The sequence below is a fragment of the Enterococcus sp. C57 genome, assembly GCF_040887305.1.
Lineage (GTDB): Bacteria > Bacillota > Bacilli > Lactobacillales > Enterococcaceae > Enterococcus_B > Enterococcus_B hirae.
In genome coordinates, this window is sequence record NZ_JBFOFP010000003.1 from 318,395 (window position 1) to 335,969 (window position 17,575).

The 17,575-nt window shown below is 38.5% G+C and carries 15 protein-coding genes; 4 read left to right on the forward strand and 11 right to left on the reverse strand.

Going from position 1 to position 17,575, the window contains the following annotated elements:
• The first annotated feature begins 2 nt into the window (after positions 1–2).
• Both AB5M32_RS05335 and AB5M32_RS05340 read left to right on the forward strand, forming a co-directional pair.
• Positions 3–1,214 (forward strand): hypothetical protein, encoded by a 1,212-nt coding sequence (locus AB5M32_RS05335; RefSeq protein ID WP_010718694.1) that lies wholly within the window; start codon positions 3–5, stop codon positions 1,212–1,214.
• On the forward strand, positions 1,211–2,008 hold the full coding sequence (locus AB5M32_RS05340) for a TPM domain-containing protein (RefSeq protein ID WP_178285742.1): 798 nt from the start codon (positions 1,211–1,213) through the stop codon (positions 2,006–2,008). The genes AB5M32_RS05335 and AB5M32_RS05340 overlap by 4 nt, the downstream gene beginning before the upstream one ends.
• A gap of 116 nt (positions 2,009–2,124) precedes the next feature.
• Here AB5M32_RS05340 and AB5M32_RS05345 read toward each other — a convergent pair whose 3' ends face one another.
• Positions 2,125–2,781 carry a Crp/Fnr family transcriptional regulator gene (locus AB5M32_RS05345; protein ID WP_010738044.1) on the reverse strand — a complete coding sequence of 219 codons (657 nt, stop codon included), beginning with the start codon at positions 2,779–2,781 and terminating at the stop codon, positions 2,125–2,127.
• 195 nt (positions 2,782–2,976) lie between these two features.
• On the opposite strand from AB5M32_RS05345, the gene AB5M32_RS05350 reads away from it, so the two are divergent.
• Together AB5M32_RS05350 and AB5M32_RS05355 are read left to right on the forward strand one after the other, a co-directional pair.
• Entirely contained in the window at positions 2,977–3,255 is a 279-nt protein-coding gene (locus tag AB5M32_RS05350) for a hypothetical protein (protein WP_010718697.1), read from the forward strand.
• Between the two features lie 18 nt (positions 3,256–3,273).
• Entirely contained in the window at positions 3,274–4,461 is a 1,188-nt protein-coding gene (locus tag AB5M32_RS05355) for an MFS transporter (protein WP_010718698.1), read from the forward strand.
• 177 nt (positions 4,462–4,638) lie between these two features.
• Here the strand turns inward: AB5M32_RS05355 and AB5M32_RS05360 are convergent, their stop codons facing one another.
• From AB5M32_RS05360 to AB5M32_RS05405, 10 genes are all read right to left on the reverse strand, one after another.
• The gene (locus tag AB5M32_RS05360) at positions 4,639–7,389 is read right to left on the reverse strand and encodes a discoidin domain-containing protein (protein WP_368024357.1); all 2,751 of its coding nucleotides are present in this window, start codon (positions 7,387–7,389) and stop codon (positions 4,639–4,641) included.
• 206 nt (positions 7,390–7,595) lie between these two features.
• Positions 7,596–8,366, reverse strand: coding sequence for a DeoR/GlpR family DNA-binding transcription regulator (locus AB5M32_RS05365; RefSeq protein ID WP_178285738.1), 771 nt, complete (start codon positions 8,364–8,366; stop codon positions 7,596–7,598).
• Between the two features lie 270 nt (positions 8,367–8,636).
• Positions 8,637–9,500: a ketose-bisphosphate aldolase gene (locus AB5M32_RS05370; RefSeq protein WP_034698965.1), complete on the reverse strand. Its 864-nt coding sequence runs from the start codon at positions 9,498–9,500 to the stop codon at positions 8,637–8,639.
• On the reverse strand, positions 9,500–10,927 hold the full coding sequence (locus AB5M32_RS05375; RefSeq protein WP_178285736.1) for a PTS fructose transporter subunit IIC: 1,428 nt from the start codon (positions 10,925–10,927) through the stop codon (positions 9,500–9,502). The genes AB5M32_RS05370 and AB5M32_RS05375 overlap by 1 nt, the downstream gene beginning before the upstream one ends.
• A 71-nt stretch (positions 10,928–10,998) precedes the next feature.
• Entirely contained in the window at positions 10,999–11,463 is a 465-nt protein-coding gene (locus AB5M32_RS05380) for a PTS sugar transporter subunit IIA (RefSeq protein ID WP_053765737.1), read from the reverse strand.
• Positions 11,464–11,713: 250 nt separating this feature from the next.
• Complete coding sequence (locus tag AB5M32_RS05385; protein ID WP_256736302.1) at positions 11,714–13,240, reverse strand: M60 family metallopeptidase; 1,527 nt, start codon at positions 13,238–13,240, stop codon at positions 11,714–11,716.
• 234 nt (positions 13,241–13,474) lie between these two features.
• Positions 13,475–13,738 carry a type B 50S ribosomal protein L31 gene (locus AB5M32_RS05390; RefSeq protein ID WP_010718705.1) on the reverse strand — a complete coding sequence of 88 codons (264 nt, stop codon included), beginning with the start codon at positions 13,736–13,738 and terminating at the stop codon, positions 13,475–13,477.
• A gap of 97 nt (positions 13,739–13,835) precedes the next feature.
• Positions 13,836–15,131, reverse strand: a complete 1,296-nt coding sequence (gene rho, locus AB5M32_RS05395) for a transcription termination factor Rho (RefSeq protein ID WP_178285734.1) — start codon at positions 15,129–15,131, stop codon at positions 13,836–13,838.
• Complete coding sequence (locus AB5M32_RS05400) at positions 15,128–16,399, reverse strand: UDP-N-acetylglucosamine 1-carboxyvinyltransferase (RefSeq protein WP_010718707.1); 1,272 nt, start codon at positions 16,397–16,399, stop codon at positions 15,128–15,130. The genes rho and AB5M32_RS05400 overlap by 4 nt, the downstream gene beginning before the upstream one ends.
• 221 nt (positions 16,400–16,620) lie before the next feature.
• Complete coding sequence (locus tag AB5M32_RS05405) at positions 16,621–17,490, reverse strand: class II fructose-bisphosphate aldolase (protein WP_010718708.1); 870 nt, start codon at positions 17,488–17,490, stop codon at positions 16,621–16,623.
• Positions 17,491–17,575 lie beyond the last annotated feature (85 nt).

Here is a 17,575-nt window from a genome sequence, read left to right on the forward strand (position 1 = left end):
GAATGGACGTTCTTACACATAAATGCCCAAACTGTGGGGGTCCTCTCACGTTTGATCCAAAAGATCAAAAATTCCACTGTGACTATTGTTTAAATGTTTACACTGAGGAAGAAGTCAGTCAGTACGAACAAGAACAAAAAGCAGCCCGAGGGATTCACTCAGAAGATCAACCGCCTTCCCAACAAGATTCTGAAAAAGATTTTACTTTTACTGCAGATGAACAGTTGGAGCAGATGGATGAAGCAGAACGAAAAGCGTTTGAAGAAGCTGGTGGTTTTTCTGATCCTAGCGATCAAGCAACACCAGCTGAATCAGTGGAAGAAGAAACAGAAGCAACGATGGAACTATTTCTTTGTCCAAGCTGTGGAGCAGAGATCGTGACCGATGCAACAACGGCTGCTACTTACTGCTACTATTGTCACAATCCAGTTGTTTTATCCGGGCGGTTAAGTGGAAAATTACTGCCAAATAAAGTCTTACCGTTTGCAGTCGAAAAAGAAGAGGCGGTCGAAAAATTCTTAGCTTGGACAAAGAAAAAATGGTTTGTACCCAAAGAATTTTTCAACAAAGACCAAATCGACAAACTAACTGGCGTTTATTTTCCTTATTGGACAACGGATGCAACCGTTGACGGCTCTATGCAAGCGACCGGAACAGTGATTCGTATTTGGCGAGTGGGTGACATCGAGTATACAGAAACCAAACAGTTTGCTGTTCATCGAGAAGGCTCACTTTCCTTTAAAGAACTAGTAAAAAATGCGTTGTCCAAGAATACCCAACAAAAAATGGTGGAAGCAGTCCAACCGTTTCCTTTGAACAAGGCAATTGACTTCAAAAGTCAGTATCTGGCAGGGTTTCAAGCAGAAAAACGAGATATCGAATATGAAGCAATCAAATCACAAGTGCAAGATGAACTGCAAGATTACTCCGAGAAATTGTTACGTGACACCGCAAATGGTTATACCACATTGACCAATGTTCGGACTTCGACAGATATCACTAGTGAGAATAATGAATATGTTCTTTTACCGGTATGGTTAGTCACTTATCGCAGTAGTGATGCCAATAAGAAAGTCTATTATTACGCCATGAATGGTCAAACAGGTAAAGTCAGTGGTGTTTTACCCATCAGTCATAAAAAACTGGGCTTGACGGCTTTTGGAATCTTTGCTGTATTGGCGATCCTCTTTATGATTGGAGGATACTTGATATGAAAAAAAGAATTTTACTTTTCTTTCTAGTCCTATTCGGTTTCTTTTGGAGTTCTTCCGTTGACGCTGCTACACCCGCAGTGAACGATGAAGCTGGTTTGTTCACGCAAGAGCAGGTCCAATCTTTAGAGCAACAAATCCAGCCTATCAATGAGAAGATCAAAGGACAAATCTTTATCGTAACGACGACTTCCAACTCAGAAGAACCTCGAACGTTTGCAGATGATTACTTAAGAAATGCGATCGGTAATGATCAAAATGGGGCTGTTCTGTTGTTAGATATGGGGCAACGTGAGATTTACATTTCAACTTCTGGTAATATGATCGATTATCTTGATGATGCTCGGATCAATGACACATTAGATGATGTCTACGACCAAATGACGAATTCGGCTTATTTTGCAGCAGCTCAAGCCTATTTGACTAAAACTTCAGAATATGTAGAAGCTGGAGTTCCTGGAGGACATTATCAAATTGATGAAGAGACTGGTAAGATCACGCGGTATAAAGTGTTGACGACGACTGAAATAGTGATTTCTATCATCTTAGCCCTGGCATTGAGCCTCGTATTCTACTTTGTAACAGTTTCGAGGTATCAGTTGAAATCAGGAACTTATAAATACCCATTTAGAGAAAAATCAAACGTAAAATTAACGGATAAAACAGATCGCTTAACCAACTCCTTTGTCACTACACGCAGGATTCCAAAAAGCCCACCTCCTGGCAGCGGCGGTGGCGGAAGTACGACTCATTCCAGCGGTGGCGGGACTTTCGGTGGTGGTGGTCGAAGCTTTTAAAGCACCACAATAGGAACAATCATCCATAAATTAAGATGCTTCCTTCATGCATTGTCGTCAGCTAAAGCTGATACAACTACATGAAGGAAGCATCTTATGTTTTCCACTGATCCTATTTAAAAGATAATATTGTCTTCTAATAAATCCATATTGGTGATAATGATCCGATGATCTTTAACGGTGATTATCCCATTTTCTTTCAGTTGTTTTAAGATCCTACTCACACTACTAGCGGTAGAGATTCCGCAAAACTTGGCGATTTCTTCATTAGTGATCACAAAATCGATCATCATGCCTTCCTCTGTCCGAACCCCAAATAAATCATATAACTCGTAAAGTTGCGTACATACAGCACCTAATTTCCCATTTAAAAGCATTTGTTGCATTTTTTTCATGGAATACAGCAAACGATACCGATAATACTCTTTTACATAGTGTTGCATCTTTGGATCTTCGTTGATATGTTCCCAAAATTTCACTCGATTGATTCGATAAAATTCTGCATATTCAGATTCAATCCGAATATTGTACGGCGAATCAATAAACTGCGAATATTCATCTTTTAAAAGTGAAACAATCTCTAGATCTTTAATATACCTCAAGTTGAACTCACGACCATCATTTGAGATGACACTTGCTTTGACCGTGCCTTCTTTCAAAATATACGTGTAACAATCCTCCACTCCTTCAAAAGTTAGATACTTATGATATCTTTTTCGTACAATTGGAAATTGATTTTTCTCTAAATATTCCTTTAGCACTCTGCTGTCCAATCATGCTCCCCCATCCAAACATTTATCTAAAAAAATAATACAAGATTTCTAAGTATTTTAAAGCCCAAAGGTATTTTACTAATGATATTAACATTTGTTAAGTACCATTTTAAATTATGTCTGTGATTTTTTTCTTCTTTTCGTTTCGTTATACTGCGAATGTAAAAAAAAAATGAAAGAATTGAGGAAAAAAATATGAACTACTGGATGAAAACAATTATTAATCGACTTGAAACAGCTTATCAAACAAGATTTGACATGAAAGCTTCTTTGGTTTTCTTAAATGATGCTTACCAAAATTCGATTGAATTGATCAAAGCAGTCGATGAAAAACCATCGAACGAATTAGAAGAATTTTTAGAATTATTTATGACGACTCGAGACTTGTTCATTCGTCAATTGGTCGATCGCTACCCATCAAATTACCACGATGTTGAAGTACAAATCCAAAAATTAAAAGCTTATTCAGATTAAGGGGTAAACACAAAGCAAATGGAAAAAAAATTATTCAATAAACATTTTATCGGAATCACTCTTATTAATTTCATTGTCTATTTAATTTATTATTTACTGATGGTCATTATTGCCGTTATTGCTCAAGATGATTTACATGCTAGTATGAGCCAAGCAGGTTTTGCTTCTGGTATCTACATCATAGGTACACTATTGGCTCGTTTATTTATGGGTAAACAACTTGAATTATTTGGGCGCAAGTTTACTTTGCGTGGTGGAGCGATTTTTTATTTACTCTCTACTTTAGCCTATCTTTTCACCCCAACGATCGGCGTATTATATCTGGTACGTTTTTTAAATGGGTTTGGCTACGGGACCGTTTCGACAGCAACCAATGCGATCGTCACTGCCTATATTCCTGAATCAAAAAAAGGAGAAGGGATCAATTATTATGGTTTAAGTACTAGTTTAGCCGCTGCTATCGGACCCTTTTTAGGAATGATCTTGCTTAATCTGACTGATTTTCATTTTATTATTTGGTTTTCTATCGTTTTAGTTTTTCTTGTAACGATTGCCTGTCTGATGTTCCCAGTCAAAAACATTGATTTATCAGATACTCAAAGAAAATCACTACAATCTTGGAGTATCCATGGATTCATTGAGAAAAAAGCATTGTTCATTACAGGAATCGCCTTTTTAATGGGTCTTTCTTATTCAAGTGTTTTGTCCTTCTTGTCTTCTTATACGAAAGTCATTCATTTAGTCGCTGCAGGCTCCTTTTTCTTTGTGGTCTATGCGTTAGTTATCACCTTCACTCGCCCATTGACGGGACGTATTTTTGATGCTAAAGGTGAACAGTATGTCATGTATCCTAGCTATTTGTTCTTGACTGCTGGCTTGTTTCTACTAAGTGCGACAACGAACAGCATCACCTTACTTATTTCAGGCGCACTCGTTGGTTTAGGTTACGGGACTTTCATGTCAAACGGACAAGCAGTTTGTTTGAAAATCGTCAAAGAACACCGTATCAGTATCGCTCTTTCAACTTACTTCATCGGATTAGATCTAGGTCTAGGTGTTGGCCCCTACTTGATGGGAATATTGAAATCTTATACGTCATTTAGAGGATTATACATTGTTTCTGGTATCATTCCTTTGATCTGTACAGTTCTCTATATCATTTATAATAAAAAAAAGAGCCACTCAGCAAAACTTGAATGGAATTAGTGATGAACTGAAACTGATTCAAGAAACGAATAAAAGGTGTTGAAGTATTCACCTCTAGCAAAACATTGGCCGAAGAATCCAAAGATAGAAGAAACTATTTTTGGATTCTTCGGCTTATTTTCATGATTAGATACTTCTGTCAAAACTCCTTTTTGTTCAGAAACAATCACTCAACTTTTATTCTGCTAACCCATAAACTTCTAGTTCATAAAGACGGACAGCTGTATCTGCACCTTGAGTTGGTTGATCGATGATGACTCTCACAAATCGGGCAGTCGTTGCTGCAAAGGTATTTAGCGTTGAACCTTGCGTATTATTAGTTGTTCGCGAAACTTCTTGGAAATTTTCTCCGTCTGCACTCACTTCTATAGTATAAGCTTTGGTATTCATGCCTACACTTTCTCCTCCTGCAGAAGCGTGAGCCATGCGCACTTCACTGATCAATTTAGCTGTTCCTAAATCAACCGTGATGGTATGTGGCGCACTCCCTACAGCACACCATTTTGTTCCAAGATCACCATCGACAGCAAACTTTGGTGCCTCTGATTCATTCACATATGAAGAGGCTTCTGCTTTGGCACCTTTAGATAATAAACTCAGACCAGCTTGGGCATTCTTGGTAACCGTAACGATCCCTTTCATTTCAGTTGTCGTTTCTCCTGCTTCATTGATCGCTGTCAATTCTACATCGTAGCTTCCTTCTTTTGAATAAGTGACACGAGGCTGTTCTTCCGTGCTTGACTCTACATCAGCACCTTTGAATGTCCACTTTAAGCTTTGGGTATTTCGTGAAGAGGTGTTCGTGAAAGTGATCGGTTCTCCTGGCGCTACCAAAGTTTTTGAGACAGTAAAGGAAGCACGTGGTAACTGAACAGGTGGCCAGTCAAAACGGATTGGTCTGGAAGGTTCACCCTTGTTGCCATAGATATCAACTGGCACAACTTCGATAGCTGTAGCTGTTGCATTTTGACGTTCTAAGCCATTGATAAAATAATTCTCAGCAGGTGTGGCTCCGATAAAGACACGTGTTCCATCGTCTAGAACTCGGTAAATTTCATAGTGTTTGATGCGATCTGCTTGTGGACTAGTCCAAGATAATCTGATCCCGGCAAACATTGCTTCTTCGTCAAATGACAAATCATCGAACGTAACATCATTGACCGCTGTTGGACTCAGCACCTTTTTAGGTGTCGCAGAAATTTGACCTAAGAATAACTCATAATTCTCACTTGCTTTTGCTGAGGCTACCTCATAGGCAATCGACGTTACTTCTTTTCCAGTTGCTTTATTCAAAGGATAAGAAACCGTTGTCCAGTCATTCCCTATTTTTTTATTGCCATTAAACGTTTCAAATGTACCATCAGCAAAACCTAATACTAGTTTCAACGTGGTTCGATCAGATGCTTTGGCTGTCGTCGTAAATGACATGTTTTTTTCGACTTTGACTTTTGTTTGATACAGTTTGATCTTACTTGTTACTTTTTCCGCAAGTTTTCCTTTAAAAGCCAAGGAACTCCCACCATTAAAAGCAGTAGTATAGTCCACACTACCAGCTAATTTATTGCCAGCTCCTTCTTCGATAATATAGCGGTAAGTCGGCATGATATCTTGGAGACTTCGATTATTCCATTCATTTGTTGAAACTTGTTGCCCATTGCTAAAATAGCTGTAACCATTTCCAACATTGAAATTGGTGATAAAAGGCCATTGCGTAATAGCGGTTTGTTCAACCGAAAAAGTAGAGATTCCAGGCCAACTTGTGCCGGTTGGTAGTGTACTTTTAGTAGGATCCCCTTGTTCATTGATCCAGAATTTTTCTTCTTTTTGTTGGTAGTCCATTGGGTCATTGGAAGAAGAATAGGTCCAACTTGGGACGTAAATCCCTAGTGAAGTATAGGGTATTCCCTTCTTATCCGTAAACAAATCCCATCTGACCGGTGTATCGTACCCTTTTTCTTGGACATCGATTCCCGCAAATAAATCATAGGGATCAATCGCTAAACTTTCTGCTTTTTCTTTTGATTTACGCAATAGATCTTGGCCTGCTAAGCTAGAGGTATTCCACCAAAAATTCAAAAACATGCTATCTGCTACTGGATTCAAATCAGCATCCACTAAATAATCTTGGTTTTGATCAGTCAACGCATTCTGCCAATCCATTTTCCCATCACTTGTCATGGAATCGTACCACATAACCTCTAACGCTCCAGCTGATTTTTGTTTAAATTCCCCAATCAGTTCTTTCATTAAATCAGCGTGCTTTTTTGTTAGATTGGTTTCTGTCTCTTGATTGATGAACCATCCATCAAACCCATATCTTTGTGCGACTTCGATCATCTTGTCCACGATTGGAAAATGACCTTGATCATCTTTTTCTAAAAAAGTATTCAACCATTCGATTTTTCCGCCATGGGCCCCTTGCGGAAAAAAGATCGTACCTAAAACAGGCACACCATTTTTGTGCGCCGCATCGGTAACATCTGGGCTTGGCGGAACAATAATACCTTCGCCAGCTGAGCCTCCCCAATAAACCAATTGATCAATATATTGCCAATTCGAAAAAACATTTGCATCAAACTGATTGCTCCCTCTTGGTGCACTTCCACTAGTGCTATTATTCATGATCGAAAGTGCGACAACCTTCATCTTTTCGTTTTGGGTAGTATTCGATTTTAATAAGTGCGATTTCTCCACTCGTGTGGCTAAAGGCTCAACACTAACATTGTATTTCGCATCTGTATCCTGATCAAACGTCCATTTAAGCAATTCATCAGGGAACCAGTAAGAGGACTCCGGTTGATTATCCATCGAAACCCTTACCTCGGGATTTGTGGCATCTACTTGTGCATAAACGACCGGTTCTTTCAGAGCAATTCCCATCATCACCGTTACCAACAATCCAGCTAAAGTACCTTCTAACTTCTTCATTGCTACCTCCTATGATTTGTTCTTATCTAATCGCTTGCTGCAACTGTTCACTCGCTACTCCTTTCTTAATTATTATCTTCCATAATTTATGATAGCGCTTACCAAAAAGGGTGTACATGAACAAACTATAGCTTTCTTGATACAAATTATAGGTGTTATCAATGAATGAATTTTATGAGAACATACACTTTTATTGGTCTTTCTGATTAATAAAAACACTCTGTGTGGTGTTCATGGATTTTTTTCAATTGTTCGTTCGTTAATTTCTGACTGGTCACTAAATAATCGATTTCATGACTAGCAATTGCTTGATGAATGAAGCGTTGTTCTAATTTATCCTGTGTAGCTAACACCATCAAATGATTGGCTTGTTTACGAAACGCTCTTTTTACTAACGCCTCTCCTTCATGCGTTTCCGTCACGCCTTGATTAAAATCAAATCCTCGACAGCTGATGATTGCAAGGTCAGCAGCATAAGTCAAAATATCATTATATGCTTTTGCTCCGTTGATCGTTGCTCGTTTTTGAACGATTTTACCACCGATGATCGATACTTTTGCTGAAGTAAATTCACTTAGCATCGCAGCAGTAATGACCCCATTCGTAATGATTTGCAGCCCCTCAAATCGACCTAAATTTCGAACTAAATGCAAACTAGTTGTACTAGAGTCTAAAAATAAAACCATATCATCTTTGATCAAATTAGCTGCAATATCCGCAATATAACGTTTTTCACTCTCTTCCTCTAAATGAGTGATTTTCATCATATATGGTACATCGATTTTCTGATTATCTACTAACATAGCCCCACCACGGACTCTTCGGATCAGACCACTTTGTTCTAAGACAACAAGATCTCGTTTCACTGTCGCTTCACTGTAATTTACTAAATCGATCAATTCAGTAATCCTGGCAAATTGGTTGATTTTCAAATGATTGACAATCGTTTGTTGTCGCTCTTCTACATCACTTAACATCTTCCCCACTCCTTTCTCTTTCGCTTTATTTTACCATAAACAAAGATGCCTCCACCTACATCCAAAAACAGAATCGAGCGGTTAGAATGAAAATGCTTCGCTATAGGACATCAGCCGAAACAACTAAAATTAGCGATTCATTGGCTTATTCCTAGAAATACTGAGCATTTTTTCATGACCACTCGATTTCGATTTCATTGGAGACTGAGTCAAAACTTGTCTCGGTCTCTTTTAGTATCTCTAAAACGAATAAACGGTGAGAAATTCGTCTTATTTATAACACTTGGCTTGATCGATCGTGTTTAAGATCGTCATTTTATGTTTCACTACTTCCTGTACTTTTTGATTCGCATAAGGGTAGATCATATTCGGTTCATACATTTCCGGGTTTTCATTTAAGATTTCTCTTAAAGCATCGAAAAAGACACTTTTAAGATCCGAACTAAGGTTGACCTTAGCTACACCATATTTAACTGCTTCGCTTACTTCTTTATCCGGATTTCCTGAACCACCATGCAAAACAAATGGCAAATCGATGGTCTCATTCAATTCTTTCAATAACTCGATATTCAGTTTTGGTGTTTTATCTTTAGGATATAAGCCATGTGCTGTTCCAATAGCGATAGCTAATGTATCAATATTCGTTTCTTCAACAAACTGTTTTGCTTGTTCAGGATCTGTGTAAATAATATTAGCTGCCCCACCTTCTGCTGACCCATTATTCCCAATCGTACCAATTTCTGCTTCGACTGACACATCTACCTCGTGAGCTAGAGCCACCACTTCTTTAGTTATCTTTATATTATCGTCAAAGGATTGCAAGGAGGCATCAATCATAACCGAGGTATAGCCATTGCGGATAGCCCGTAACACATCACTTACTTTACCGCCATGGTCAAGATGGATCACTACAGGTACTTTACTTTTATGCGCATAAGCTCGAACAGCAGCAACAAATTCATCATTCAAGTAAGCAATCTCATCGGGATGGATCTCTAAAATCACTGGTGCATTTAACCGTTCTACTTCTTCCATGATTGCCTTTAACATATCATAACTACAAATATTAAAAGCAGGAACCGCAAATTGATTGTCTTTAGCTACTTTCAATAACTCTTTCATTGTATATAACATTATACTTCCACCTCATTTATTATTTTTTCTTGCTTCACTATTTTTTCTTCATTTCCGACTTGTTCTTCGCTTGATTTCTTTAATAATCCAAGTGAAAGAGCCGTAACTACTGTCCCAGCACCAATCGCTAGCAAATACATGGGTAGGTGATTGATCACGTTAGGTATCAGCATGACCCAGATCCCACCATGAGGAGCAATGGATGTGACACCGGCAGCCATTGAGATACCCGCTGCAGTAGCAGAGCCAAGAATCAAGCTCGGAATGACTCGAATCGGATCTGAAACTGCGAAGGGAATCGCTCCTTCTGTAATATAAGAAGCACCAAGCACCCAACAAGATTGACCAGAAGTCCGTTCTTCTTTCGTAAATTTTTTCTTGAACAACAGTGTGGCTAAAGCGATCCCCAGCGGTGGGGTCATTCCAGCTGCCATACATGCTGCGATCGGTGCATTGACTCCGGCAGACATCAAACCAATGGAAAAAGTTGAGATCGATTTATTGATCGGCCCTCCCATATCAGCTGCCATCATCACGCCGATGATCAAGCCAAACATTAACCCAGAAGTATTGCCTAAACTATTCAACCAATTGGTTAATACTTCTAATAACCATGAAATGGGGTGTTCGATTACAAAAACCATTGCTAAACCAATGATCAAGATAGATACTAGCGGAACAACGATCAATTGATACATCGCTAAGATACCTTTTTTTACAGGAATTTTATTTGCCAGAAAATCTGTCACATACCCTGCTAACAGCCCCCCAATCATCCCCCCAAGAAATCCAGAACCACCAGTAGATGCCAGTAGCCCTGCCACGATCCCAGGTGCAAAGCCAGCTTTCCCCGCAATAGAGGTCGCAATCCCTGCCCCTAAAGCTGGCACCATCATAGCAAAAGCGGTGTCTCCGCCAATTCTAGAAAATGCGGCAGCTAGGACATTATAGTCAGCTGATTTAGGATCCGCTGCAGTGATCCCAAAAGCAAAACTTAATGCGATAATAATTCCGCCCGCAATAACAAACGGTAACATATAGTTCACACCACTCATAAAATGGTTATAAAGTGTGGCTTTTTGTTTTGTCGCTTTTGTTTGTTCAACTGATTGGGCAATTTCTAACGTATTGATCCCTTTTAATGCTTCATCAATTACCAATTCTGGTTCTTTAATTGCTCGACTCGTTGAAACTTTTTTGATTCTTTTACCCGTAAAACGTTGCATATCAATTTCTTTATCAACTGCTAGAATAATCGCATCTGCTTCAGCAATCTCTTTTGTAGTTAACCTATTTTCCGTTTTGATTCCTTGCGTTTCAAACTTTGCATCATGGCCTAGTTTTTTAGCAGTCCCTTCTAATTTCTCAGCGGACATATACGTATGCGCAATTCCCGTAGGACATGCGGTTACACCAATTATTTTCATCGTTATTCTCCCCTATCTGCTTATTCAATAACGGTCTCAGTTGATGCGTGTGACATTATTCGATGATTCATTTAACGGATTGCTTTTTCTTCATTTTTTAAAACGGTCATAATTTCTGAGGCTGAATTTGCTTCTTTGATTTGTTTTCTAAAGTTTGGATCAATTAATCGCCTTGACAACGCACTGAGAATCTCAAGATGACTGTCAGCAGCGTTTGCAGGAACCACGATTGCAAAAGTATATGCAATTGGCTCCCCATCTAAGCCAAGATATTCTGTAATCTGGCTGCTACGAACAAAACAAATGGTTGGTGTAATGACAGCCTTGCTTTTAGCATGTGGGATACCAAATCCAGCTTCGATTCCTGTAGGCACTTCCTCTTCTCTTTTAAATAATGCTTTGATTATTTTTTTTGCACTTTTTACTCTATGTGTGGTTTCAAGTGTAGTACCGATACATTCAAATAATGATTTTTTTGATCGAATTGAGTCATCGAAAAGAATCAATTCTTCTGAAATCAGTTGACTAATCTCCACTCCATATAGCCTCCTTTCACTATTTGTTAACGCTTTCTAATAACTGTGGCAAGTATAGCATCCCTAATTCAGCCATTCAATGCTTTGAACGAATAACGAAAAATGGATCAAATTTTTAAAAAATCAGTCAAAAAAAATGATCGATAGCGTTCATCAAAATTAGAGATTCATGTGTTTCAGGCCTTACTTATATAAAAAAACACAACGTATTTTGACCGTTACAATCAAAATACGTTGTGTTTATTGATGATCAATCAATTCTTTCCCAGTCAATCGTTTCTCCAGGAACTTTATCGGTATTCCACCATTTTGCACGATATTTCACACCTTTATACATGACAATATCCCCAGCAACATACACTTTATCTTTATCCCAAGTTTCAATTGAAGGATCTTCCGTGTTGCCATTGTTATTATCATCATCGGTGATATTTCCTGCATCACCTTTCATTTCATCACGATATTCCCAGATTTTCTTCGTTAATTTTGGTAGTCTTGCTAATTCTTTTTTAGTATCGGCAGTAACTTCGATAGCCCATTTTTCAAAAAATGGCGTTAGATTTTTGTTACTGATCTTTGAAGCAGATAAGATAAAATGTTGTCGCTTATCTTGTTCTGTCCATAGCTGTGGACTTTCTTCACGATATAACTGATGTAGTTTAGGATAGAAGTCGCTGCCAAATGCTAATTCCAGCTGCCAAAACATTCCTAGTCGAACAAATTCATCTTGTTTATCAAAATTTTTCGATTGACTTCGATTCAAATAATTGAAAATATCCGTATATACGCGATCTTCTTCTAAACGACTACGCTGTCCTAATGCTTTTTGTACCCGCATCGAAAAGATATTCACGGTCACTTCGGTCATATCCTCCCAACCCATATCATCAATTTGATAGGTATGACCTAATTCATGCCAAATCCCCCACTGTGAGGAACCGTCTGGATCTAACAAGACTCTCATTCCATCTGCATAATTAAAACCAGTATGTTGTTCATACGCGTACATATAATCTTCTCTGGCACTCGTTTCACGCATATGTTGAACTAAGCCAGTTGGTTGACGATGGATTGTAGCGCTATTATCTAGTCCGGCTGTTTGATCGTGAAGATCAATTACTTTTTCTTTCGTTGTTAAAATTTTAGTTGGGTCCTTCACATAATTAATTGTTTTGTCGGATCCTGTAACCAAAACTCGATCACTGACCAATTCATAAGCAGGTGCATTTGGATGATTTCTTACTTCATTCTGCCAATCTTTATTGGTCATTTTTCCTAGAATAAAACGTGGAATTGTAATACCACCACGTATTTCAATTCTCGTTTTTTGTTGCGTGATGCGAGTGGATTCATTTTGGATATGGATCACACCTTCTTGAGTACCGAAAATGACGTTTCTTCCTCTATTTAGTCGTTTCCCTTTCGTTGCCCCTTCGAGATAATCTTTCAGACTAGCCCTGGTAATCGTATACGTCGGTAGTTGTTGCGCCGTTTCATCTACATAAATTTCGATCGTATCATTTTTACGTTTATAGATCCCTGTAGATTGATTGCTACTAGGACCAAACCAATTACCGATTTCTTCCCGATAACTCTCAACATCCTCACTTTGATAAGCATTCAAAACCGTTGAAACGTTTTCATTACTTCGCTCTGAAAGAACGACTTCCGTCCCAATAGTCGGTTCATTTACTGTTGCCTCAACATTTAGGTCATTTGATAAAATAACCATACCGAACAGTAAAGACCCCAAAATCATTGCATTCTTCTTACTCATATTAGCACCCCTTAATGTTATTTTTTTCTTTATAATATAACATTAACATGCATTATTTTATAAATGTTGTCGTTTTTTTCCAACAGAAGGAAAGAATGAAAATCAGACTTTTAAATAATATGGTATGATAAATTTTTAGTGACAATTTTTTGATTATCAGAAACAGAAAACACAAAAAAAAACAGACTACCTTTATCAGATAGTCTGCTAAACATCGTATGAACAATGTTTTGATTATTCTGCAGCGTTTGCGTCTTTGAGACCGTATTTTTTGTTGAAACGGTCCACACGTCCGTCTGCTTGTGTGAATTTTTGACGTCCAGTATAGAATGGATGTGAGTCAGAAGTAACTTCGACACGGATGACTGGGTATGTATTACCGTCTTCCCATTCAACTGTTTCTTGTGAAGTTTTTGTTGAACCTGACAAGAATTTAAAGCCAGTTGTTGAATCCAAGAACACTACTGGATGGTAATCTGGATGGATGTTTTCTTTCATGCGTTTTCGCTCCTTTGCCCTGACCCATTTGCTGAACCAGAGTTGATTTGTCGATATACAACAGTAACATCTTAACATGTTTCTAACAACGTTGCAATTATCTTTTTAGATTTCTTGTCTGATTTTTTTTACCGAACGAGACATCTTGGAATTCTTTGAAAAATTGTTGATTGTTTTTGGTTTTTCTTAAAAAACGGATCAATTGTTCGGTGTATTCCAATGAATCGCCGACCATATTCTTTCGTAACTTCCAAATTTCTTCTAATTGATCTTCTGGCATTAGAAGCTCTTCTTTTCTCGTACCAGATTTCTTGATATCAATGGCAGGGAAGATACGACGCTCAGATAGTTCACGAGACAGTTGAAGTTCTAAATTCCCTGTTCCTTTAAACTCTTCATAGATCACATCATCCATTCGGCTACCCGTATCGACTAAGGCAGTTGCTAAGATCGTCAAGCTTCCACCTTCTTCGATATTTCTAGCTGCTCCGAAGAATTTTTTTGGTTTATATAGTGCGGCTGGATCGATTCCCCCGCTCAATGTACGACCACTTGGCGGTACGACTAAATTGTAAGCTCTAGCTAATCGGGTAATACTGTCCATCAAGATCACGACATCTCGTTTATCTTCGACTAAACGCATCGCTCTTTCCAGGACCAACTCAGATACCCTTGTATGATTTTGTGGTTGTAAATCGAAAGTAGATGAAACGACATCTCCTTTGACGCTTCGTTCCAAATCCGTGACTTCTTCTGGGCGTTCATCGATCAGAAGAACGATCAGTTCTACTTCTGGATGATTTTCAGTGATTCCATTGGCGATTTCCTTTAACACAGAAGTTTTTCCGGCTTTAGGAGGTGCTACGATCAAGCCACGTTGACCAAAACCTACTGGTGAGAAGATATCGATCATTCTTGTTGCTAGTCTTTGAGAGGTTGTTTCTAACCTAAGCTGATCTTGAGGATACAGAGGTGTCAAAGCTGGAAAATGCGGACGTTCTTTGGCTTCTTCTGGGTCTTTTCCATTTACACTTTCCACGTGCATCAACCCATAATAACGTTCTGACTCTTTAGGTGGGCGAGCCTTTCCTGCTACTTTATCTCCATTTCGCAAACTAAACCGTCTTATTTGTGAAGCAGAGATATAGATATCTTCTACACTTGGCCCATAATTGATTGGTCGTAAAAAACCATACCCATCTTGTCCAACGATATCTAAGATTCCTTCCATATAATAAAACCCTTGTTTTTCTGCTTGCGCCCGAATCACAGCTAAAGATAATTCTTTTTTATTCATTTTGCTATAATAAGGAATCTTAAATTCTTTTGCGTAACTGTAGACCTCTTTTAATGTCTTATTTTCCAGTTCCGCCATCGTTAAATAATCACTCATTCAGCTTCCACTTCCTCCACCATTTGGATTTCAGCACCTAATGCCGTCAATTTTTCAATAATATGATCATAACCACGTAAAATATATTCTACGTTATAAATAGTAGTTGTTCCTTCAGCCATGAGACCTGCAATAACTAAACAAGCACCTGCTCGAAGGTCAGAAGCGACTACCTCTGTTCCATGAAGTTTATTTGGTCCATTTGTAATGATCAAATTCCCTTCCACTGATATATCAGCACCCATACGTGCTAATTCAGGCACATGATTCACACGTTTAGCATAGATCGTATCTGTGATTTCAGCTGTTCCTTTGGTCATTAATAAGAGGGGAGTCAATGGTTGTTGTAAGTCTGTTGCAAACCCAGGATATGGATAAGTCATCACATTCACCGCTTTTAACTCTTTAGACGGAAACACTTCAATCTCATCTTCTCTAATTGTCATGTTTACGCCCATTTCTTGAAGTTTAGCAATAAAACTTTCTAAATGTTCGTAAATCACATTTTTGATCTTAACACCATTTCCTGCTGCTGCAGCAAGCGCTAGATAAGTCCCTGCTTCGATTCGATCAGGGATCATGAAATGGCGACAACCATGGAGTTTGTCTACACCTTCGATCCGGATCACATCCGTCCCTGCTCCTCGCACTTTGGCACCCATATTATTTAACAAAGTAGCAACATCGATGATCTCTGGTTCACGAGCGGCATTTTCGATTACTGTCTGACCTTTCGCTTTAATAGCAGCCAGCATCACATTGATCGTTGCACCGACTGAAACGACATCCATGAAAATCCGATTTCCCTGTAATCCCTGTTGGTCGGTCCGTAAATACATTGCACCATGTTCATTATTGACTGAAGCACCTAATGCTTCGAAACCCTTGACATGTAAATCAATTGGTCGTGGTCCTAAGTAGCAACCACCTGGCAAACCAACCACTGCCTCACCAAATTTTCCAAGCAGTGCCCCCATAAAATAATAGGAAGCCCGTAGACTATTGATCTTACCACTTGGCATGGGCACAGAGACGATACCGCGGGGATCAATTTCTAAAATATTTTGTGAAAAATGGATTTTTGCTCCCATGATTTCTAAAATTTCGATTAGTGAATGAACATCCTGAATATCAGGTACGCCTTCTAAAATAACCGGAGAATCTGCTAAAATCGCTGCAGGAATCAAAGCCACTGCACTATTTTTAGCCCCACTGATTGTTACTTCACCAGTTAACGGACGATTTCCTTCAATTATGATTTTTTTCATTGATTTCCACCTTGTTATTGTTCAATTTTATTACACATGCTTGTATTTTATCATAGATGAAATAAAGAAACGAGTTCCCATTCTTTTTTATTTCCTCAAAAATCAAAGGTTTATTCTGAAAAAAGATGGACGAATGTTTATTAAAGTGAACGATTATTAATTTGCGAAAAAAAAACCGCAAAACAGGTTGAACCTGTTTTACGGCATTCTTAATCGATTAATTAAGCTTTGTTAGCTGAACCGAACCAATCAATGTGTTCTTCTGCATCTTTAATGATTGCAGCTTTACCTGGTGCTAACAATTTACGAGGGTCAAAACCTTTTCCTTCTTTATCTTTGCCAGCTTCGATATATTCACGAGTAGCTTTAGCAAATGATAATTGGAATTCAGTATTTACGTTTACTTTAGAAACACCCATTGAAATTGCTTTTTGGATTTGTTCTTGAGGAATACCTGATCCACCATGTAATACTAAAGGCATATCTGGACCTACAGCATCAGCGATTGCTTGTAAATGATCAAATGCTAAACCATTCCAGTTTTCTGGATATTGACCATGGATGTTACCGATACCACATGCTAGGTAGTCGATTCCTGTAGCAACCATTTGTTTGCATTCTTCGATATCTGCTAATTCACCGTTACCGATGATTCCATCTTCTTCTCCGCCGATTGAACCAACTTCACATTCAACAGAAATTCCTTTAGCGTGAGCTTTTTCTACAACTTCTTTCGCTAATTTCAAGTTTTCTTCAAATGGTAAGTGAGAACCGTCAAACATAACTGAAGTATAGCCTACTTCGATACATTCCATAGCTGCATCATAGTCACCATGGTCTAAGTGGATGGCAACAGGAACAGTGATGTTCATTGATTCAACTAAGTCACAAATAATATCTTTAGCAACTTTGTAGCCGCCCATGTATTTAGCCGCACCCATTGAAGTTTGGATAAGTACTGGTGCTTGTTTTGCTTCAGCTGCTTCAAGGATTGCTTGAGTCCATTCTAAGTTATTTGTATTGAATCCGCCGACAGCGTAACCGCCTTTACGAGCAGCTTTTAAAAATTCAGCTCCTGATACTACTGGCATAATAAATTCCTCCTAAGTTTTGTAAAACTAAATTTGTTAAGACTATCCTTAACCAACGAACCTATTTTACCAAACATTTTCAGAG